The sequence below is a fragment of the Pantoea sp. SYBGC1 genome, from assembly GCF_057197005.1.
On record NZ_JBXUNM010000007.1, the window covers coordinates 130,790 to 149,770 of the forward strand.

Annotated in this window: 19 protein-coding genes and 1 riboswitch; of the genes, 12 read left to right on the top strand and 7 right to left on the bottom strand. The window is 57.2% G+C overall.

Features of this window, described 5'->3' with window-relative positions; all coding sequences use genetic code 11:
* The first annotated feature begins 74 nt into the window (after window positions 1-74).
* Window positions 75-1,499: a bifunctional D-glycero-beta-D-manno-heptose-7-phosphate kinase/D-glycero-beta-D-manno-heptose 1-phosphate adenylyltransferase HldE gene (hldE, locus tag AC2CF9_RS13205; protein ID WP_039380223.1), complete on the top strand. Its 1,425-nt coding sequence runs from the start codon at window positions 75-77 to the stop codon at window positions 1,497-1,499.
* Window positions 1,500-1,538: 39 nt separating this feature from the next.
* Here the strand turns inward: hldE and ubiK are convergent, their stop codons facing one another.
* Window positions 1,539-1,844: a ubiquinone biosynthesis accessory factor UbiK gene (gene ubiK, locus AC2CF9_RS13210; protein WP_034828368.1), complete on the bottom strand. Its 306-nt coding sequence runs from the start codon at window positions 1,842-1,844 to the stop codon at window positions 1,539-1,541.
* A gap of 171 nt (window positions 1,845-2,015) precedes the next feature.
* Window positions 2,016-2,165, top strand: a riboswitch (FMN riboswitch).
* 108 nt (window positions 2,166-2,273) lie between these two features.
* Between ubiK and ribB the strand changes: the two genes are divergently transcribed.
* The gene (gene ribB / locus AC2CF9_RS13215) at window positions 2,274-2,930 is read left to right on the top strand and encodes a 3,4-dihydroxy-2-butanone-4-phosphate synthase (RefSeq protein ID WP_150018030.1); all 657 of its coding nucleotides are present in this window, start codon (window positions 2,274-2,276) and stop codon (window positions 2,928-2,930) included.
* Window positions 2,931-2,969: 39 nt separating this feature from the next.
* Here ribB and zupT read toward each other — a convergent pair whose 3' ends face one another.
* On the bottom strand, window positions 2,970-3,737 hold the full coding sequence (gene zupT, locus AC2CF9_RS13220) for a zinc transporter ZupT (protein WP_039380219.1): 768 nt from the start codon (window positions 3,735-3,737) through the stop codon (window positions 2,970-2,972).
* A 196-nt stretch (window positions 3,738-3,933) separates the two neighbouring features.
* Here zupT and ygiD point away from each other — a divergent pair, with 196 nt between their 5' ends.
* Window positions 3,934-4,713, top strand: coding sequence for a 4,5-DOPA-extradiol-dioxygenase (gene ygiD, locus AC2CF9_RS13225; RefSeq protein WP_190315021.1), 780 nt, complete (start codon window positions 3,934-3,936; stop codon window positions 4,711-4,713).
* 52 nt (window positions 4,714-4,765) lie between these two features.
* On the opposite strand, the gene AC2CF9_RS13230 is transcribed toward ygiD, so the two are convergent.
* The 3 genes from AC2CF9_RS13230 to tolC all read right to left on the bottom strand — a co-directional run bounded on the left by AC2CF9_RS13230 (window position 4,766) and on the right by tolC (window position 8,220).
* Complete coding sequence (locus tag AC2CF9_RS13230) at window positions 4,766-5,929, bottom strand: glutathionylspermidine synthase family protein (protein WP_484557217.1); 1,164 nt, start codon at window positions 5,927-5,929, stop codon at window positions 4,766-4,768.
* 7 nt (window positions 5,930-5,936) lie between these two features.
* The gene (locus tag AC2CF9_RS13235) at window positions 5,937-6,611 is read right to left on the bottom strand and encodes a DUF1190 family protein (RefSeq protein ID WP_039380215.1); all 675 of its coding nucleotides are present in this window, start codon (window positions 6,609-6,611) and stop codon (window positions 5,937-5,939) included.
* A 139-nt stretch (window positions 6,612-6,750) separates the two neighbouring features.
* Window positions 6,751-8,220: an outer membrane channel protein TolC gene (tolC, locus tag AC2CF9_RS13240; RefSeq protein ID WP_484557218.1), complete on the bottom strand. Its 1,470-nt coding sequence runs from the start codon at window positions 8,218-8,220 to the stop codon at window positions 6,751-6,753.
* A gap of 212 nt (window positions 8,221-8,432) precedes the next feature.
* Between tolC and nudF the strand changes: the two genes are divergently transcribed.
* Genes nudF through AC2CF9_RS13270 form a run of 6 tightly spaced genes read left to right on the top strand, consistent with a single transcriptional unit; the run spans window position 8,433 to window position 13,815 of the window.
* The gene (nudF, locus tag AC2CF9_RS13245) at window positions 8,433-9,068 is read left to right on the top strand and encodes an ADP-ribose diphosphatase (RefSeq protein WP_150018027.1); all 636 of its coding nucleotides are present in this window, start codon (window positions 8,433-8,435) and stop codon (window positions 9,066-9,068) included.
* Window positions 9,065-9,490, top strand: a complete 426-nt coding sequence (locus AC2CF9_RS13250; RefSeq protein WP_039380208.1) for a DUF1249 family protein — start codon at window positions 9,065-9,067, stop codon at window positions 9,488-9,490. The genes nudF and AC2CF9_RS13250 overlap by 4 nt, the downstream gene beginning before the upstream one ends.
* Window positions 9,491-9,532: 42 nt before the next feature.
* Window positions 9,533-10,360 (top strand): 3',5'-cyclic-AMP phosphodiesterase, encoded by an 828-nt coding sequence (cpdA, locus tag AC2CF9_RS13255; RefSeq protein WP_150018026.1) that lies wholly within the window; start codon window positions 9,533-9,535, stop codon window positions 10,358-10,360.
* Window positions 10,361-10,363: 3 nt separating this feature from the next.
* Complete coding sequence (yqiA, locus tag AC2CF9_RS13260) at window positions 10,364-10,945, top strand: esterase YqiA (RefSeq protein WP_039380202.1); 582 nt, start codon at window positions 10,364-10,366, stop codon at window positions 10,943-10,945.
* 45 nt (window positions 10,946-10,990) lie between these two features.
* The gene (gene parE, locus AC2CF9_RS13265) at window positions 10,991-12,886 is read left to right on the top strand and encodes a DNA topoisomerase IV subunit B (RefSeq protein WP_484557219.1); all 1,896 of its coding nucleotides are present in this window, start codon (window positions 10,991-10,993) and stop codon (window positions 12,884-12,886) included.
* A gap of 29 nt (window positions 12,887-12,915) precedes the next feature.
* Window positions 12,916-13,815, top strand: a complete 900-nt coding sequence (locus tag AC2CF9_RS13270) for a LysR substrate-binding domain-containing protein (protein ID WP_484557220.1) — start codon at window positions 12,916-12,918, stop codon at window positions 13,813-13,815.
* Window positions 13,816-13,868: 53 nt separating this feature from the next.
* On the opposite strand, the gene AC2CF9_RS13275 is transcribed toward AC2CF9_RS13270, so the two are convergent.
* Both AC2CF9_RS13275 and AC2CF9_RS13280 read right to left on the bottom strand, forming a co-directional pair.
* Window positions 13,869-14,177: a putative quinol monooxygenase gene (locus tag AC2CF9_RS13275; RefSeq protein WP_484557221.1), complete on the bottom strand. Its 309-nt coding sequence runs from the start codon at window positions 14,175-14,177 to the stop codon at window positions 13,869-13,871.
* 31 nt (window positions 14,178-14,208) lie between these two features.
* Window positions 14,209-14,790: an NAD(P)H-dependent oxidoreductase gene (locus AC2CF9_RS13280; RefSeq protein ID WP_150018023.1), complete on the bottom strand. Its 582-nt coding sequence runs from the start codon at window positions 14,788-14,790 to the stop codon at window positions 14,209-14,211.
* A gap of 161 nt (window positions 14,791-14,951) precedes the next feature.
* On the opposite strand from AC2CF9_RS13280, the gene AC2CF9_RS13285 reads away from it, so the two are divergent.
* The 3 genes from AC2CF9_RS13285 (at window position 14,952) to AC2CF9_RS13295 (ending at window position 18,976) form a co-directional block, all read left to right on the top strand.
* Window positions 14,952-15,716 (top strand): transporter substrate-binding domain-containing protein, encoded by a 765-nt coding sequence (locus tag AC2CF9_RS13285; RefSeq protein WP_484557222.1) that lies wholly within the window; start codon window positions 14,952-14,954, stop codon window positions 15,714-15,716.
* 213 nt (window positions 15,717-15,929) lie between these two features.
* Window positions 15,930-18,200, top strand: coding sequence for a DNA topoisomerase IV subunit A (gene parC, locus AC2CF9_RS13290; protein WP_484557223.1), 2,271 nt, complete (start codon window positions 15,930-15,932; stop codon window positions 18,198-18,200).
* A gap of 38 nt (window positions 18,201-18,238) precedes the next feature.
* On the top strand, window positions 18,239-18,976 hold the full coding sequence (locus AC2CF9_RS13295) for a 1-acylglycerol-3-phosphate O-acyltransferase (RefSeq protein WP_150018020.1): 738 nt from the start codon (window positions 18,239-18,241) through the stop codon (window positions 18,974-18,976).
* Window positions 18,977-18,981: the final 5 nt, after the last annotated feature.

Below are 18,981 nucleotides of genomic sequence, written 5' to 3' on the forward strand. Positions count from 1 at the left end.
GGCGGCATCTTACCCTGCGGCGGGTATATGGTATTATCCGCGCAATATTTTGAGCGTAGTCTGGAGTCTCTGAAATGAAAGTAACACTGCCCGCGTTTGGCAAGGCCACCGTACTGGTTGTTGGCGATGTGATGTTAGACCGCTACTGGTATGGCCCGACCAGCCGCATTTCACCCGAGGCGCCGGTGCCGGTCGTCAAAGTGGATACCATTGAGGAGCGTCCGGGCGGCGCGGCCAACGTGGCAATGAACATTGCCGCGCTGGGTGCCGCATCGCGTCTGATTGGGCTGACCGGTGAGGATGATGCCGCGCAGGTACTGAGCCGCACGCTGGAGCAGGTTAACGTCAGCTGTGACTTTGTGGCGCTGAAAACGCATCCCACCATCACCAAGCTGCGCGTGCTGTCGCGCAACCAGCAGCTGATCCGGCTGGACTTTGAAGAGGGCTTTGATCAGGTCGATCCGCAGCCCATCCACGATCGTATGCGTCAGTCGCTGTCACAGGCTGGCGCGCTGGTGCTGTCAGACTACGCTAAAGGCGCCCTGAGCAGCGTCCAGACCATGATCGGGCTGGCCCGCGAAGCGGGCGTACCGGTACTGATCGACCCGAAAGGCACCGACTTTGAGCGCTATCGCGGTGCAACCCTGCTGACGCCAAACCTGTCTGAATTTGAAGCCGTTGCCGGCAAATGTAAAACCGAAGCGGACATCGTCAGCCGGGGAATGCAGCTGATCGCTGACTATGCGCTCTCAGCGCTGCTGGTGACCCGTTCTGAAAACGGCATGACCCTGCTGCAGCCAGGTAAAGCGCCCCTGCATATGCCGACGCAGGCGCAGGAAGTCTATGACGTGACCGGTGCCGGTGATACGGTTATTGGCGTCCTGGCCGCGGTCCTCGCGGCGGGGGATACGCTGGAAAACGCCTGTTTCCTTGCCAACGCGGCGGCAGGCGTGGTGGTAGGCAAGCTGGGAACCTCCACCGTCAGTACGGTGGAGCTGGAGAACGCTATTCATGCACGTCCCGAAAGCGGCTTTGGCGTGATGACGGAGAGCGAGCTGAAAACCGCCGTGGCTCAGGCGCGTCAGCGCGGCGAGAAAGTGGTGATGACCAACGGCGTGTTTGACATCCTGCATGCAGGACACGTCTCTTATCTCGCCAATGCCCGCAAGCTGGGCGATCGGCTGATTGTGGCAGTGAACAGCGACGCGTCAACCCGACGACTCAAAGGCGAAACCCGACCGGTTAATCCGCAGGAGAACCGGATGATCGTGCTGAGCGCACTCGAAGCGGTAGACTGGGTCGTGCTGTTTGAAGAAGATACGCCGCAGCGTCTGATTGCCGATGTGCTGCCAGATTTGCTGGTGAAAGGCGGGGATTACAAGCCGGAAGAGATTGCAGGCAGTAAAGAAGTGTGGGCCAACGGCGGTGACGTACGCGTGCTTAACTTTGAAGATGGCATCTCCACCACCAACATCATTAAAACGATCCGCAGTCACTGAGCAGACAGCCGGGGGCAGCAGCCACCCGGCTGATAATATTTACTGTGGCGTATCGATTTTACCGGCCGGATCGGGCGTCACCACTGCTGGCGCCGGTGCCGCCGGGCTTTCACTCTCCAGTTTCGCCAGACGCTGCTCCAGGGCTGCCAGCTTTTCGCGGGTGCGCAGCAGGACCTGAGTCTGGACATCAAACTCTTCACGGTTAACCAGATCCATACGGGTCAGCTGCGCCTGCAGAACCTGCCGGATTTTCTTCTCCACGTCGTCGCCAAAGTCGCGGATGCCTTTCGGCATCGCTTCATGGACCTGGCGCGCCAGTTGTTCAATTTTTTTTGTGTCGATCATGGTTATTTCCTGATTGCGGTGGCTGTGAGCAGCACGTTTTCCGACGGTACAAGAAGTAAGTGTAATGCCAGAACCAAAAAGGTTAAACCCGAAATCCGCAACGCATGATGTGCAAAAGCAATTGCACTTTTGTCGATTGCCCGTCCCGGTGAATAACGCTATAGTGATTTTGCTTATTCTCAGGGCGGGGCGAAATTCCCCACCGGCGGTAAATCAGCTTCTGCTGAAAGCCCGCGAGCGCTTTTGCTACCGAGCAAAAGGACAGCAGATCCGGTGTGATTCCGGGGCCGACGGTTAAAGTCCGGATGGGAGAGGGTAACGACATCAGCCGGGTTTATGCCCGCGTCACGTTTTTGCCATGTGTATTTTTCACGCACTCCTAAGCTCGCCCTGGTTCTGGTAACTCATAATATTTTAAGGTTAATTACCATGAATCAGACGCTTCTTTCTGAATTTGGCACGCCGGAACAGCGTGTAGAACGTGCACTTGACGCACTGCGCAACGGTCGCGGTGTAATGGTTCTTGACGATGAAAATCGCGAGAACGAAGGCGACATGATTTTTGCCGCAGAGACCATGACCACAGAGCAGATGGCGCTGACTATCCGCCACGGCAGCGGTATTGTCTGCCTCTGCATCAATGAGGCCCGCCGCCAGCAGCTCGATCTGCCGATGATGGTAGAGAACAACACCAGCTCTTACGGCACCGGATTTACCGTTACGATCGAAGCCGCAGCGGGGGTGACCACCGGCGTCTCTGCAGCGGACCGCATCACCACTATCCGCGCCGCGATTGCTGATAACGCTAAACCAGCTGACCTGCACCGTCCGGGACACGTTTTCCCGCTGCGCGCGCGCGAAGGTGGCGTACTGACGCGCGGCGGTCATACCGAGGCCACGCTCGATCTGGTCACGCTTGCGGGTTTCAAACCGGCTGGCGTTCTGTGCGAGCTGACTAACGACGATGGCAGCATGGCGCGCGCCCCTGAAGCGATCGCGTTTGCGCAGCAGCATGATATGCCCGTGGTGACCATTGAAGATCTGGTGGCTTACCGCCGCCAGCGTGAAACCCGTCAGGCCAGCTAAGGCTGGCATACAAAAGCAGACCAGCCGGAGGGCGGGAAATCAGCCCGCGCCGGCGGTCTGCAGCAGCGTCAGACTCAGCCCCATCACCGTCATCCCACACAGCACGCCATAGCTCGGGTTATTGTGCGGATCGATTTCGCGCGCCAGCGGCATCAGTTCATCCACCGAAAGTGCGACCATAATCCCTGCGACCGCGGCCATAATGGCGGCAATCACTACCGGCGACAGCGCCGGACCGAGCAGCAGAAAGGCAATGACGCCGCCCAGGATCTCCGCCATACCGGAAATACAGGCCCAGAACAGCGCTTTAGCTTTGGAACCGGTCGCCGCGTACATCGGCCCGGCAACCGCCAGTCCTTCAGGAATATTGTGAATGGCCACGGCTAAAGCGATGCCCAGCCCCAGCTCCATATCGCTGCTGGCGGTAACAAAGGTGGCGACCCCTTCAGGAAAATTGTGCAGGCTGATGCCCAGCGTCAGCAGCACAGCGGTTCGCTTCAGGTTAACCGGACGACCCTGAGTCGCCATCAGATCCTGCGGATGCTGATGCGGCAGCAGGCGATCCATCGCGAAATAGCCGATCAGACCGAGCATAAACATACCGTATCCCAGCATCGGTGACATTCCCGCAGTATGCAGCGCCGCTGGCAGCATCTCCATCAGCGAAATCAGTAGCATAATGCCGGCGGCGAAGCCGAGCGCAAAGGCGAGCAGGCGGTTTGATGGTTTTTGACCGAGAATGCCAAACAGGGCGCCAATAAAGGTGGCACCACCGGCCAGAATAGTGAGCAGTAAAGGCACCGACATAACAAGCTCCACGATGATAATGATTACCAGTTACATTATAATTAACCTTATAAAATATCGAGTTATTAAGCGTAAAGTTATGTCGGCTGCACTTGTTCAAATTTGCTGACAGACATTATCACGCATCTCCGCGTTTAAGTGGCCAGGCAAGCGCGTATTGTGGCGCTCATGAAAGCAACAGCGATGAGGTGTGAAAATGCGTGATGGCCGTATGCCTGCTCTGTTTCTGGGTCATGGCAGCCCGATGAACGTGCTGGAAGAGAACCGTTATACCCGGGTATGGCAGCAGCTGGGCAGAGATCTGCCGCGCCCGCGCGCTATCCTCGCGATTTCCGCGCACTGGTACACGCGCGGAACGCGCGTCACAGCCATGGAACAGCCGCGCACTATTCACGATTTCGGCGGATTTCCGCAGGCGCTGTTTGACGTGCGTTACCCGGCACCCGGATCGCCTGCGCTGGCGCAGCGCGTAACGGAGCTGCTGCCGGCGGCAGAAAAAGATGAGAGCTGGGGGTTCGATCACGGCTCGTGGGGCCTGCTGGCTAAAATCTATCCTGAGGCGGATATTCCGCTGGTGCAGCTCAGCGTGGACAGTACCCGGCCCGCCGCATGGCATTTTGAGGCCGGACGTAAACTGGCTGCGCTGCGCGATGAGGGGATCCTGCTGGTGGCGAGCGGCAACGTGGTGCATAACCTGCGCAAGCTGCAGTGGCAGGGGAGTGCGCCGGCGTATCCGTGGGCCGAAGCGTTTAACCAGTATGTGCGCGATAACCTGCACAGCGACGCGCCGGCAGCCGATCATCCGCTGGTTAACTATCAGCAGCATCCGGGCGCGGCGCTTTCGCATCCGACGGCTGAACACTATCTGCCGCTGCTCTATATTCTGGGCGCACGCGCAGCGGGTGAGGCGGTCAGCGTGCCGGTTGAGGGCATGGAGATGGGCGCCATCAGTATGCTGTCAGCGCAGGTGGGATAACGGCCCGCGTTGTCGCAGGCCGGAAAGGGGCGCACCGGAACGCGCCACCAGGTTAGCCGATAAAAGTATGCGGATAGAAGCGCGACAGATCCTGGGTGATCAGCGCCCGATCTTCGCGTAAGCCAATCCCCGCCGGCTGATCGTCTATCAGCCAGCTGCCAATCAGCGTATAGCTGTCGCCAAATCGGGGCAGCGCGCAGAACTGCTGGATAATCATGCCCTCTTCGCCATAGGGACCGTCAGCGCGCGCAATTTCGTTGCCGTTTTCAATAATACGGATATTGGCACCCTCACGGGAAAACAGCGGCTTCACCACATATTTATCCATCTGCGGCGCCTGGCTGTCATCTGCAAACCAGGCGGGCAGCAGATTGGGATGATCCGGGAACATCTCCCACAGTAGCGGCAGCAGGGCTTTATTGGAGAGAATGCTTTTCCAGGCGGGTTCCAGCCAGCGTACGCCGGCATCGGCCAGCTTGGTCGAGAACACCTCGCGCAGCATGAACTCCCAGGGGTAGAGCTTGAACAGGTTGCTGATGACGCGATCGTGCTGGTCGGTAAACTGGCCTTTTTCGCCCAGTCCAATCTCGTCGATATAGAGAAACTCGCCGGGAAGCCCCGCTTCTGTGGCGCAATCCTGCAGATACTGTACCGTCGCGCGGTCCTCTTCCGTATCACGGCAGCAGGCAAAGTGCAGCCAGTTAAAGCCGTGCTGCTGCTGCAGGACCGCAAACCGCTCAATCAGCTTCTCCTGCAGGCTGTTGAACTGATCGCTGCCCGCCGGCAGATTGCCCGCTTTAAGCTGATCTTCGAGCCAGATCCACTGAAAAAAAGCGGCCTCATAGAGTGACGTCGGCGTGTCGGCATTGTTTTCCAGCAGCTTGATCTCACCGCTGCCATCCCACACCAGATCCAGACGGGAATAGAGCGAAGGCTGACGCTGAGCCCAGGATTCGCGGACAAATTCCCAGGTGTGTTTCGGAATACAGAAGCGGGTCAGCAGCGCATCGCTGTTAACCACTTTTTCCACCGCCTGCAGGCACATCTGATGCAGCTCTGCCGTAACGCTTTCCAGCGCCTCTACCTGTGCCAGCGTGAACTGATAATAGGCCTCTTCACACCAGTAAGGCTCACCATACATCGTGTGAAACTGAAAGCCATATTCAGTGGCTTTTGCGCGCCAGTCCGGGCGTTCGCTGATAGCAATACGTTGCATACGGCGCTTAGCCTCCCAGCGAGCGACTGCTGGTGCCGCTGGCGCTGCTGCGCTGCATACTGTTTTGCTTCGCGACCGTTTCGCCAAAGCCACCGCGGGTAATGGTCGAGGTCGTAGCCGGTTTAGGTGCCATGGCGGTTTTAGGCACGTTCATGGTGCGGCCAGAGGTCGCTGAGCCATAGTTTTTACCGGCGGCGTCTACGAACTGTCCGTTAGCCGGGCTGGCAGGGGTTTTAGGGGAAAACAGCGGCTGCTGAGCAAAACCGGCGCCGCCGCCCATCATACGTCCCATCATGTAGCCCGCCATCAGCGGCATCCAGAAGCCGCCGCTGTGCTGTGCTTCGGCATTGTTTGCGGTGGTGCCCGCACCCGCCTGAGCCGGTGCCTGCTGGCACTGATTTTCGCCAAATTCCGCCACGCAATCTTCGCGTGAGGCATATTTAGGCGCGGTGCGCTCCGCCTCTTTCAGCGCATTGTTATAAGCGGCTTTACACTGACCGCTCTGATCCGGATTGGCTTTCGCACAGTCGTCAGCATTCTGATAGAGCGAAACTGTTTCATCGCTCTGTTCACAGCCTGCCAGCATAAATACTGCGGTGACCGCCAGCGCGACGGGCGTAAGATGACGTGCCTGCCAGCCTTTACGAAAAGCGGCATGACGGATATTTTTTGTCCGTTTCATAATGATTATCCTGTACCCAGAGTTGCAGTCAGGATAGGTGATGCGAGGGGGGATTTAAAGCGCGAAGCCTGACAGGGCGCGGATCTTTACGTAGCTATACGTTCAAATGCGAAAGGGGCCGCAGGGGCCCCTTTCACTGTCAGCGGCTGAATGGATTGCCGCTGTTGCGCGCTGCCGGCTGAGCAGACGCCGCCGGAGCGGACGCTGCCGCCTGCGGTGCGCTGTCGGCCTGTGCAGTCTGCTGGCTGTTTTCCGGCGCGACGACTTCAGGTGAGGTCGTCACCTCTTTGCCCAGCGCGCTGTTCAGCTGCTGCAGGTCCTGTTCATTGAGGGTGCCCAGCGCATATTTGATATTCAGCTGGTTAATCAGATAGCTGTAACGCGCGTTAGAGAGCTGCTGCTTAGCGTTAAACAGCGTAGTGGTCGCGTCCAGTACATCAACAATCGTACGGGTACCCACCTGATAGCCCGCTTCAGAGGCGTCGAGTGAGCTTTGCGCAGAGATCACCGCCTGTTTGTACGCGTCGATGCTGCTGATTGACGCATTCACGTTGTTAAATGAGGAGCGCACGGTCTGCACCGCGCTGCGATGCGCGCCTTCCAGCTGTTCGCTGGCGGCGACAAAGTTGTACTGCGCCTGTTTCACCTGTGAGGTCACTGAACCGCCGCTGTAGAGCGGTAATGAGAAGCTCAGGCCCACCTGATTTGAACCCGAGATTGAGTCGTTGTTGGTGATGCTCTGATTCGCCCGGCTGCCGCTATATTTATTGTTAGACAGACCGGTCGACGCCGTCAGATCCAGCGTAGGCATATGGCCCGATTCAGCATAGCGGATCTGCTCACGTGCCAGATCCTGGCTCAGGCGCGCAGAGAGCAGGTTAAGGTTGCGGCTCTCAGCCTGCTTCAGCAGGCTGGCGACCGCATCAGGCCGGGCTGTTTTAAAGCGGTCAATGCTCAGCGATGCCAGGGAGAGGTAGTCCATCCCGGTGATCTGACGCAGCGATTCAACCGCATTATCCAGCGTGTTTCGTGCCGTTACTTCGTTCGCCAGCACGCTGTCATACTGTGCGCGGGCGTTCTGGACATCGGTAATCGCCACCAGGCCAACATTAAAGCGCTGCGTGGTTTGATCCAGCTCGCGATAGATGGATTGTTTCTGCGCTTCGGTATAGGAGAGCGTGTCAATCGCATTCAGCACGTTGAAATAGGCGGTAGCGGTATTGAGGATCAGATCCTGCTGCGCAACCTGGTAGGTGACATCCTGAATGCCGGCAGTTTTTTCCTGCAGCGTCAGGCTACGCCACTTTGACATATCAAAAATCGTCTGCGTTAATTGCAGCGAGGCGCTTTTAGTGGTGGTGTTCAGGCCGCTGCTATCACGATAGCCGTTGTTATAGGTGTAATCTGCACCCAAGCCCAGCTGCGGCAGTAACGGGCTGCGCGCTTCGTTGATCTTTTCAAACGCAGCGTCGCGATCGGCGGCAGAGGCACGCAGATCGGGATTGCTCAGGCGCGCCTGCTGATAAACCTGCAGCAGGTTTTCTGCCTGGCTGGCAAGGCTGAATCCGCCCAGGCTCAGTCCAATAAAAAATGGGAGCAGTTTTTTCATTTGCATTCCTTTTGTTGCAGCCTGTGACGTGAAAAGTGCTGCTGCTAAGCCAAAAAATAATCGCCGATTTTACAGAGGCGCTGTCAGAGATAGGTTGGCTGAACGTGCCTTCTTTCCCTAATTTACGTAAATAATTCATAAAGAACCACTCGGATGGAGCACAAGGGTTGGCTTTTCGATGCTCTATCCCAATCTGCATAAGGAACCAGACGATGGCGGGCGAAAAAAAATCCCCTGTGACTTTCACAAAAAACGATGTAGAAATTATTGCACGCGATACCCGTTATGACGGTTTTTTTTCCATCGTCAGCTATCGCTTTCGCCATCGCCTTTTTAATGGCGGAATGAGTGGTGAAGTGGTGCGTGAAGTTTTCGAGCGCGGACACGCCGCCGTGCTGCTACCCTATGATCCCCTGCGCGACGAAGTCGTCTTAATCGAACAGATCCGCATACCGGCTCTTGATTCCAGCGCCACACCCTGGCTGCTGGAGATGGTGGCAGGTATCATTGAGCCCGGAGAAACGCCGGAAGAGGTCGTACGACGCGAAGCACAGGAAGAAGCGGGCCTGAATGTCGGGCGCGTGAAACCGGTTATCAGTTATTTAGCCAGCCCCGGCGGCACCTCTGAACGGTTGTCGGTGCTGGTGGGTGAAGTGGATGCCAGCCTGGCAGAAGGGAACCATGGGCTGGAGGATGAGAATGAGGATATTCTCGTACATGTGGTGAGCCGCGAACAGGCTTATCGCTGGGTGGAAGAGGGGATTATTGATAACGCAGCTTCTGTCATTGCGCTGCAATGGCTGGCGTTGCACCATGAAACACTACGACGTGAGTGGAAGGTAAAATGAAACAGCGCTATACCCCTGATTTTCCCGAAATGATGCGCCTGTGCGAAACGAACTTCGCACAGCTGCGTCGCCTGCTGCCGCGCAGTGATGAAGCAGGCGCCTCGGTGCTCTATCAGGTCAACGGCGCCCGTTATCAGCTGACGATTGAAGAATCAACGCGTTATACCACGCTGGTTGAAATCCGGCAGGTGGCGCCGGCGGTAAGCTACTGGAGCCTGCCCGCGATGTCAGTGCGGCTCTATCATGATGCGATGGTCGCTGAAGTGTGTTCCACACAGCAGATCTATCGCTTTAAAGCACGCTATGATTATCCCAATAAAAAATTGCATCAGCGTGATGAAAAACATCAGATTAACCAGTTTCTGGCTGACTGGCTGCGCTACTGCCTGGCGCACGGTGCTCTGGCCGTGCCTGTTTGCTAAACGCGTCTGACGCATTGATGGCGTGGAGATTAAGGAAACGCTTTGGATAGCCTGCTCACATTTCCTGCGGCACCAGGATCCGCAATCCGGATCCTGCAGATCACTGATACCCATCTCTTCGCGGGGAAGCACCAATCTTTGCTGGGGGTTAACACCTGGGCGAGCTTTGATGCGGTGCTGGATGCCATCGCGGCACAGCAGCACGAATATGATCTGATTATCGCGACCGGCGATCTGGCGCAGGATCATACCGTGGAAGCGTACCAGCATTTTGTTGCCGGTATTGCCCGTCTGCAAAAGCCATGCGTCTGGCTGCCCGGTAATCACGATTTCCAGCCAGCCATGGTGAACACTCTTGCGGAAGCAGGAATAGCGGCAGATAAACACGTTCTGCTGGGGGAGCAGTGGCAGCTGCTGCTGCTCGATAGCCAGGTCTCTGGCGTGCCACACGGCATGCTGAGCGACTACCAGCTGGAGTGGCTGGCAGCGTCACTCACGCGGTTTCCTGAGCGGCACTCGCTCATCCTGCTGCACCATCATCCGGTGCCTTCCGGCTGTACCTGGCTCGATCAGCACAGCCTGCGCAATCCGCACCAGCTGGAAGCGGTGTTACAGGCTTTTCCGCAGGCGCAGCATCTGGTGTGTGGCCACATTCATCAGGAGCTCGATCTTCACTGGCAGGGGCGCCGGGTTCTGGCCTCGCCTTCTACCTGCGTCCAGTTCAAACCGCACTGCACCAGCTTCACCATTGACACGCTGGCCCCCGGCTGGCGCTGGCTGACATTAGCGGCAGATGGCTCACTGGAGACAGAAGTGAATCGTCTGCAGAGCGATATGTTTCGGCCGGACCTTGACTCAGATGGGTACTGATTGATGGCCACGCTGCTCTATCTGCACGGATTTAATAGCTCGCCGCAGTCAGCCAAAGCGACGCAGCTGCAGGCGTGGTGCGCCGCAGCGCAGCCGCATATAAATGTTCTGGTGCCTCAGCTGCCCGCTTTTCCGGAGGAGGCCGCCAGCCTGCTGGAAGAGTTAGTGATGCAGCATACCGGCGAACCGCTGGGGCTGGTTGGCTCATCGCTGGGCGGCTATTTCGCGACCTGGCTGTCGCAATGTTTTATGCTGCCAGCGGTGGTGGTGAATCCGGCGGTACGCCCGTTTGAGCTGCTGACGGATTATCTGGGCGAGAACCGTAATCCCTACACCGGCCAGCAATATGTGTTAGAGTCACGCCATATTTACGATCTGAAAGTGATGCAGATTGACCCGCTTGATGCGCCCGATCTGCTCTGGCTATTGCAGCAGACCGGCGATGAGATCCTCGACTATCGCCAGGCACTGAATTACTACAGCGCATGCCGGCAGACGGTTGAAGCGGGCGGCAATCACGCCTTTATCGGATTTGAACGCCATTTTACGCAGATAGTAGATTTTCTGGGTTTATCCCTCTCCTAAGCTGCGTCATGGGCTCCTTTTCCTCTTGTTCATCAGACAAATACAATGAGCCAATCAAACTATAATGCTGACGCAATTGAGGTCCTGACCGGCCTTGAGCCTGTGCGTCGCCGCCCGGGTATGTATACCGATACCACCCGGCCAAATCATCTGGGTCAGGAAGTTATCGATAACAGCGTCGATGAAGCGCTGGCGGGCCATGCCAGCCGGGTCGAGGTGATCCTGCACGCCGATCAGTCACTGGAAGTGATCGACGACGGACGCGGTATGCCGGTGGATATCCATCCGGAAGAGGGCGTACCGGCCGTTGAACTGATCCTGTGCCGGCTGCACGCAGGCGGTAAATTCTCCGGTAAAAACTATCAGTTTTCCGGTGGCCTGCACGGTGTGGGCATCTCGGTTGTCAACGCGCTCTCCACACGGGTGGAAGTGACCGTACGGCGTAATGGTGAAGTATATCGTATCGCTTTTGAGCATGGCGAAAAGGTTGAAGACCTGAAAGTGATAGGTACGGTCGCCAAACGTAACACGGGCACCAGCGTGCATTTCTGGCCTGACGTCAGTTTCTTCGACAGCCCGCGCTTTTCCGTATCGCGCCTGAAACATTTGCTCAAAGCGAAAGCGGTACTCTGTCCCGGCGTAGAAATTGTCTTTAAAGACAAAGTGAATAACAGCGAGCAGACCTGGCTCTATCAGGATGGTCTGACCGATTATCTGAGTGAGGCGGTCAACGGGCTGCACACGCTGCCGGAAACGCCGTTTACAGGCAGCTTTGCCGGCGACGTGGAAGCGGTAGACTGGGCGCTGCTGTGGTTACCGGAAGGGGGCGAGCTGCTGACGGAAAGCTACGTTAACCTGATCCCGACTATGCAGGGCGGAACGCACGTAAACGGTCTGCGCCAGGGACTGCTGGATGCCATGCGCGAATTCTGTGAATACCGCAATATTTTACCGCGCGGCGTTAAGCTGTCAGCGGAAGATATCTGGGATCGCTGCGCCTACGTATTATCAGTAAAAATGCAGGATCCGCAGTTTGCCGGTCAGACCAAAGAGCGTCTCTCCTCGCGCCAGTGCGCGGCCTTTGTGTCGGCGGTGGTGAAAGATGCGTTCAGCCTGTGGCTGAATCAGAACGTGCAGGCGGCAGAAATGCTGGCTGAGCTGGCGATCTCCAGCGCCCAGCGCCGTATGCGCGCGGCAAAAAAAGTAGTGCGTAAAAAACTCACCAGCGGGCCGGCGCTGCCGGGCAAGCTGGCAGACTGCACCGCCCAGGATCTGAATAAAACCGAGCTGTTCCTGGTAGAGGGTGACTCAGCGGGCGGTTCGGCTAAGCAGGCGCGCGATCGCGAATACCAGGCGATTATGCCGCTGAAGGGAAAGATCCTGAATACCTGGGAAGTCTCTTCTGATGAGGTGCTGGCGTCGCAGGAGGTGCATGACATTTCCGTGGCGATTGGTATCGACCCGGATAGCGAAGATCTGAGCCAGCTGCGCTACGGCAAAATCTGTATTCTGGCGGATGCGGACTCCGATGGTCTGCACATCGCCACGCTGCTGTGCGCGCTGTTTGTGAAGCACTTCCGTTCACTGGTGCAGCAGGGACACGTCTATGTTGCGATGCCGCCGCTCTATCGTATCGATCTCGGTAAAGAGGTCTATTATGCGCTGGATGAAGATGAAAAAGAGGGCGTGCTGGAGCAGCTGAAGCGGAAAAAAGGCAAGCCGAACGTACAGCGTTTTAAAGGGCTGGGTGAAATGAACCCGCTGCAGCTGCGCGAAACCACGCTCGATCCGAATACCCGGCGTCTGGTACAGCTGACCATTGCCGATGAGGATATTGAGCAGACTCTGCGCGTAATGGATATGCTGCTGGCGAAGAAGCGCTCCGAAGATCGCCGCAACTGGCTGCAGGAGAAAGGCGATCTCGCCGATCTTGACGTTTAATGACGGCAGCGCGCGCTGAGGATAACACGGTGAAAATTACTCTCGAAGAGCTGCGCGCCTGGGTGGCGGTGGTCGACAGCGGTTCAATCACCGCCGCTGCAGAACAGCTGGAGCAGACCACCTCCGGTATCAGCCGCGCGCTCAGCCGGCTGGAGAGTAAGTTGCAGACCACGCTGATGCACCGCACCACGCGCCGCCTGGCGCTGACCGATGAGGGCGCGGTTTTTCTTGAGCACGCCCGCCAGATCCTCACCTCCGTTGAGCGGGCCGAAGAGCAGATAGCCCGCCGCCGTGAGACGCCTGCCGGGCGACTGCGCATTAACGCCAATACCCCCTTTATGCTGCACGTCATCGTGCCGCTGCTGGCGGAGTTCCGGCAACGCTATCCGCAAATTGAACTTGAACTCAACACAGATGATATCGTTATCGATCTGCTGGAACAGCAAACGGATATCGCTATTCGCATTGGCGAACTGCGCGACTCGACGCTGCGCGCCAGAGTGTTAGGCAGCAGCGCGACGCGACTGGTAGCCAGTCCGGACTATCTGGCAAAACATGGCATACCCGATAGCGTAGCCGCGCTGAGCCAGCACCAGCTGATCGGGTTCAGCCAGCTGGATACCCATAACATCTGGCCCGTCTGGCAGCAGGAGGAGGAGTTTCTGCGTATTAAACCGACCCTGACCGCCTCCAGCGGCGAAACGCTGCGCCAGCTCGCCCTGCAGGGGCTGGGTATTGTCAGACTCTCTGATTTTGTCAGCCGGGAAGATCGCGAACAGGGGCGGCTGATTGATGTGCTGGCGAGCGAAACCCGGGAGCTACGTTTGCCGGTGCACGCCGTCTACTATCGCAACCAGACGCTGAGTTCGCGCGTCACCTGCTTTCTCGATTTCCTGCAGGAGAAAATCCAGCGTCAGCAGCTGATTTAAGCATTCGGGCGGCAGACGCTCCGGCATAGCCAGAGCGTTGCCTGAGGAGAGGATCAGCTGGCCGGTTCCAGCACCAGGATTTTCACATCCACCACATCGTCTTTAATGCGGGTGCGGTGTGCATCCATATGCGGCATCTGCTGATGCTGCTCCAGCGCCCGCAGCGAGGCCCACTGCTCCAGCATAAAGATGGAGTCAGGTGAGTTTTGCTTCCACGGCACCTGCGCCTGGTGGTCGAGCAGCGCATCATACTGATGGCAACCCTCCTCCTGTAGTACCGCCGGAATCAGCTCATTGATGGCATCCAGCACCGCCTGACGACGGCCCGGTTTAACACAAATTTCAGCGACGACTGTTAACATAGCGCTTCCTCTTTTCCCGTTGTGCTTACAGTTAAGCAAAGATTGCGCTGAGATGAGTCCGATAACGCGCAATATCGCGCGGCACATCGGGCTGTTTGATAACGTCGTTGCAGATAAAGGTAGGCAGCGCCTCCATTCCGAGGAACTGATTGGCCTTATGGAAGTGCAGATAAAGACCATCCACGCCCACGCCTTCAAAGAACTGATCGGCTTCAGTAAAGGCTTCCAGCGGCGCGTTCCACGTCAGCGACAGCATATATTTTTTACCCTGAATCAGGCCGCCGGAACCATACTTTTTGCTGGCGTCGCTGCGTGAGCGGCCATCGCTGGCGTAAAGTTTGCCGTGACCTTCAGTAAAGACCTCATCGATATATTTCTTCACCGTCCACGGCTCGCCCATCCACCAGCCCGGCATCTGATAGATCACCACATCGCTCTCCAGATACTTCTGAATCTCCTCTGCGACGTCGTAGTTACTGTCAGCCAGCGTAACAGAGACCTGATGACCAAGATCGCGCAGCTGGCTGGCCGCAACGTCAGTCAGCGTATGGTTGAGTTCACCTTTTGAGTGAGCAAAGGTTTTGCCACCGTCAATGATCAGAATATTGCTCATACTGTTTTGCACCTGAATGTTAGTTTGATACGGCACACTCTACGCGCGAAAGCTGCGGGGAAAAATGTGTCACGGGTCACAATACTGTTGCTTATAAAGCAATAATGCTCCGGCGTATGAAACACTCTGTGCGCAACCGGAAATTAAACTAAGAAGAGGCTATGAAAAAACAGGTCACTATCGCGCTGCTGCTGGTGGCGGGCACGGCTCAGGCGCAGTCACGTCTCGATCTCATTCAGCAGCAGCAGACGCTGCGCGTCTGTACCACTGGCGACTATAAGCCCTACAGCTTTCTGCGCAGTGATGGAAAATATGAAGGGCTGGATATCAGCATGGCGGAGTCGCTGGCCGCCAGCCTGGGCGCCAGAGTCGCCTGGGTGCCAACCACCTGGAAAACGCTGAGCGCTGATTTTGTTGCCCGCCAGTGCGATATCGCGCTGGGCGGCGTGTCGGTCACGCTGAAGCGCCAGAAAATCGCCTGGTTTGCCCGGCCGCTCGGCACTGATGGCAAAATCCCGCTGGTGCGCTGCGAGGACAAAGCGCGCTATCAGACCATTGCGCAGATCAACCGGCGTGAGGTGCGGGTCATCGAGCCTGCCGGAGGCACTAATGAAGCGTTCGTGCACAGTCATCTGCCGCAGGCTACGCTGCAGCTGGCAGAGAATACGACCATCTTTCAGCAGCTGGCGGATAAAAAAGCGGACGTGATGATCACCGACGCGTCTGAAGCGCAGTTTCAGCAACAGCACTATCCGTCGCTTTGCGCCATCAATCCGGATAAGCCGATGCAGTATGGTGAAAAAGCTTACATGCTGCCGCGCGATGATATGAGCTGGAAACTCTACGTGGATCAGTGGCTGCATCTGGCGACTGCCACAGGCGAATATGCGGCGATCCAGCAAGCGTGGCTGGGCAAAGCGCCCTGATGCGGTGCGCCGTCATAGCGGGTTTTCTGCAGCAAAATCAGCGGCTTTATTAGCGGGAAAAAGCGGCCGGATCCGCCTGCTGCGCTGCTGTTTTTTAACGCAAACCTTTCTGCCGCAGAGACACGGCTTCTCTGTGACTAACTCGCGTGAATAAGGTACTATCCTCGCCAAATGACCCGCCGGTGCGGGCCACGAAGTGAGGATGCAAACGTAATGAGCGAAATGACGCAGGATGGTGCAGAGCGTCTTGCCCTGCACAAGTTTACCGAAAAAGCGTACCTGGACTACTCCATGTATGTGATTATGGATCGCGCGCTGCCCTATATCGGTGACGGTCTGAAGCCGGTGCAGCGCCGTATCGTCTACGCCATGTCAGAGCTGGGCCTGAGCGCCAGCGCCAAATTTAAGAAGTCAGCGCGCACCGTCGGTGACGTGCTGGGCAAGTATCATCCGCATGGCGACAGCGCCTGTTACGAAGCGATGGTATTAATGGCGCAGCCGTTCTCCTACCGTTATCCGCTGGTCGATGGTCAGGGTAACTGGGGCGCACCGGACGATCCCAAATCCTTTGCCGCAATGCGCTATACCGAATCGCGCCTCTCTAAATATGCGGAAGTGCTGCTCAGCGAGCTGGGTCAGGGCACGGTTGATTACATCCCGAATTTTGACGGCACGCTGCAGGAACCCAAAATGCTGCCGGCGCGGCTGCCCAACATTTTGCTTAACGGCACCACCGGTATCGCCGTCGGCATGGCAACGGATATCCCGCCGCACAACCTGCGCGAAGTGGCTGAAGCTGCAGTGCGGTTGATCGACAAACCCAAAACCACGCTGGATGAGCTGCTGGATATTGTGCAGGGTCCTGACTATCCGACGGAAGCAGAGATCATCACGCCGCGTGAAGAGATCCGCAAGATCTACCAGAGCGGGCGTGGATCGGTACGTCAGCGCGCCGTCTGGAAAAAAGAAGAGGGTGAGGCAGTGATTACTGCGCTGCCGCATCAGGTCTCCGGCGCGCGCGTGCTGGAGCAGATCGCCGCCCAGATGCGTAACAAAAAGCTACCGATGATTGAGGATCTGCGCGACGAATCCGATCACGAAAACCCGACGCGGCTGGTAATTGTGCCGCGTTCTAACCGCGTCGATCTCGATCAGGTCATGCACCATCTCTTCGCCACCACCGATCTGGAGAAGAGCTACCGCGTTAACCTGAACATGATTGGTCTGGATAACCGTCCGGCAGTGAGAAACCTGCTGGAGATCCTCTCTGAATGGCTGGTCTACCGGCGCGATACGGTCACGCGCCGTCTGAATTACCGGCTGGAGCGCGTGCTGCGCCGCCTGCATATCCTTGAGGGGCTGCTGGTCGCGTTTCTGAACATTGATGATGTGATCCACATTATCCGCAGTGAAGATGAACCCAAAGCGGTCCTGATGTCGCGCTTTGCAATCAGTGAAACGCAGGCGGAAGCGATTCTGGAGCTGAAGCTGCGTCATCTTGCGAAACTCGAAGAGATGAAGATCCGCGGCGAACAGGCCGAACTGGAGAAAGAGCGCGATCAGCTGCAGGGCACGCTGGCGTCTGAGCGGAAAATGAACAGCCTGCTGAAGAAAGAGCTGCAGGCTGACAGCCAGGCGTACGGCGATGAGCGCCGCTCGCCGCTGCACGAGCGCGAAGAGGCGAAAGCGCTGAGTGAAAATGAGCTGGTGAGCGCTGAGCCGGTAACCATTGTGCTGTCGCAGATGGGCTGGGTGCGCAGCGCCAAAGGGCACGATATCGACCCTGCCGGTCTGAGCTATAAAGCGGGAGACAGCTATCGGGCGGCGGCGCGCGGCAAGAGCAATCAGCCGGTGGCGTTTATCGACTCCACCGGACGCAGCTATACGCTCGATCCCACCTCGCTGCCGTCGGCGCGCGGGCAGGGGGAACCGCTGACCGGCAAGCTGACGCTTCCGCCGGGCGCAGTGATGGAGCAGGTGCTGATGGAAGCGGACGATCAGAAGCTGCTGATGGCCTCTGATGCCGGCTATGGCTTTATCTGTACCTTTGCCGATCTGGTATCGCGCAACCGCGCCGGTAAAGCGCTGCTGACGCTGCCGGAGAATGCGCGTGTCATGACGCCGCTGGCGGTCAATTCCGGCGATGACATGCTGCTGGCAATCACCCAGGCGGGCAGAATGCTGATGTTCCCGGTGGCTGACCTGCCGCAAATGTCTAAAGGTAAAGGCAACAAAATTATCTCAATTCCTGCCGCAGATGCTGCCTCCGGTGCCGACCGGCTGCAGTGGCTACTGATTCTGACGCCGGGCAGCACCCTTACCCTTTATGTGGGTAAACGTAAGCTGATCCTGCGCGATGAAGATCTGCAGAAAGTGCGTGCCGATCGCGGCCGTCGCGGCAGCGTATCACGCGGCCTGCAGCGTATTGACAGCGTTGAAGTCAACGCGCCGGCACGCCCTAAGCGTGACGCAAGTGCAGAGTAATCGGGTTATCTGCGAAGGAGTACTTTTTTGAGGACGCTATGTTACTGATTTTACGCGCGATAATTATTATCATCTATTCCGTACTGGTCTGTGTCTTCGGCAGCATCTGGTGCCTGTTTTCGCCGCGCAACCCGCGCCATGTCGCGACGTTTGGCCATCTTTTTGGCAAGCTCTCCGGGGTGCTGGGCGTCAAAGTTGAACTGCGTAAGCCGCCGGAGGCGGCGAATTACGGTAATGCTATCTATATTGCAAACCATCAGAACAACTATGACATGATCACGGCGGCGAAAATCGTACAGCCGACCACCGTTACCGTGGGCAAAAAGAGCCTGCTGTGGATCCCGTTTTTCGGGCAGCTCTACTGGCTGACAGGCAACCTGCTGATCGATCGCGACAACCGTGCAAAAGCGCACGGCACTATCGGAGAGATCGTCGGGCAATTTAAAAAGAAGCGTATCTCGTTCTGGATGTTCCCGGAAGGCACGCGCAGCCGCGGACGCGGTCTGCTGCCGTTTAAGACCGGCGCGTTTCACGCTGCCGTCGCCGCTGGCGTACCCATTATCCCGATCGTCGTCTCCAATACGCATGGCAAAATTAATATGAATCGCTGGAAGAATGGCCTGGTGATTGTAGAGATGCTGCCACCGGTCGATACCGCACAGTTTGAGACCACTTCTGTGCGTAAGCTGGCGACCCACTGCCGTGAAATAATGTCTGCTAAGCTGGAAGAGTTAAACGCAGAAGTCGCTGAACGCGAAAAAAACGGTAAAATCTGAGCCTC

Excerpts from the sequence above, each read along its gene's own strand:
- hldE (WP_039380223.1), top strand. The coding sequence starts at position 75 with ATGAAAGTAACACTGCCCGCGTTTGGCAAGGCCACCGTACTGGTTGTT.
- ubiK (WP_034828368.1), bottom strand. The coding sequence starts at position 1,844 with ATGATCGACACAAAAAAAATTGAACAACTGGCGCGCCAGGTCCATGAA.
- ribB (WP_150018030.1), top strand. The coding sequence starts at position 2,274 with ATGAATCAGACGCTTCTTTCTGAATTTGGCACGCCGGAACAGCGTGTA.
- zupT (WP_039380219.1), bottom strand. The coding sequence starts at position 3,737 with ATGTCGGTGCCTTTACTGCTCACTATTCTGGCCGGTGGTGCCACCTTT.
- ygiD (WP_190315021.1), top strand. The coding sequence starts at position 3,934 with ATGCGTGATGGCCGTATGCCTGCTCTGTTTCTGGGTCATGGCAGCCCG.
- AC2CF9_RS13230 (WP_484557217.1), bottom strand. The coding sequence starts at position 5,929 with ATGCAACGTATTGCTATCAGCGAACGCCCGGACTGGCGCGCAAAAGCC.
- AC2CF9_RS13235 (WP_039380215.1), bottom strand. The coding sequence starts at position 6,611 with ATGAAACGGACAAAAAATATCCGTCATGCCGCTTTTCGTAAAGGCTGG.
- tolC (WP_484557218.1), bottom strand. The coding sequence starts at position 8,220 with ATGAAAAAACTGCTCCCATTTTTTATTGGACTGAGCCTGGGCGGATTC.
- nudF (WP_150018027.1), top strand. The coding sequence starts at position 8,433 with ATGGCGGGCGAAAAAAAATCCCCTGTGACTTTCACAAAAAACGATGTA.
- AC2CF9_RS13250 (WP_039380208.1), top strand. The coding sequence starts at position 9,065 with ATGAAACAGCGCTATACCCCTGATTTTCCCGAAATGATGCGCCTGTGC.
- yqiA (WP_039380202.1), top strand. The coding sequence starts at position 10,364 with ATGGCCACGCTGCTCTATCTGCACGGATTTAATAGCTCGCCGCAGTCA.
- parE (WP_484557219.1), top strand. The coding sequence starts at position 10,991 with ATGAGCCAATCAAACTATAATGCTGACGCAATTGAGGTCCTGACCGGC.
- AC2CF9_RS13275 (WP_484557221.1), bottom strand. The coding sequence starts at position 14,177 with ATGTTAACAGTCGTCGCTGAAATTTGTGTTAAACCGGGCCGTCGTCAG.
- AC2CF9_RS13280 (WP_150018023.1), bottom strand. The coding sequence starts at position 14,790 with ATGAGCAATATTCTGATCATTGACGGTGGCAAAACCTTTGCTCACTCA.
- AC2CF9_RS13285 (WP_484557222.1), top strand. The coding sequence starts at position 14,952 with ATGAAAAAACAGGTCACTATCGCGCTGCTGCTGGTGGCGGGCACGGCT.
- parC (WP_484557223.1), top strand. The coding sequence starts at position 15,930 with ATGAGCGAAATGACGCAGGATGGTGCAGAGCGTCTTGCCCTGCACAAG.
- AC2CF9_RS13295 (WP_150018020.1), top strand. The coding sequence starts at position 18,239 with ATGTTACTGATTTTACGCGCGATAATTATTATCATCTATTCCGTACTG.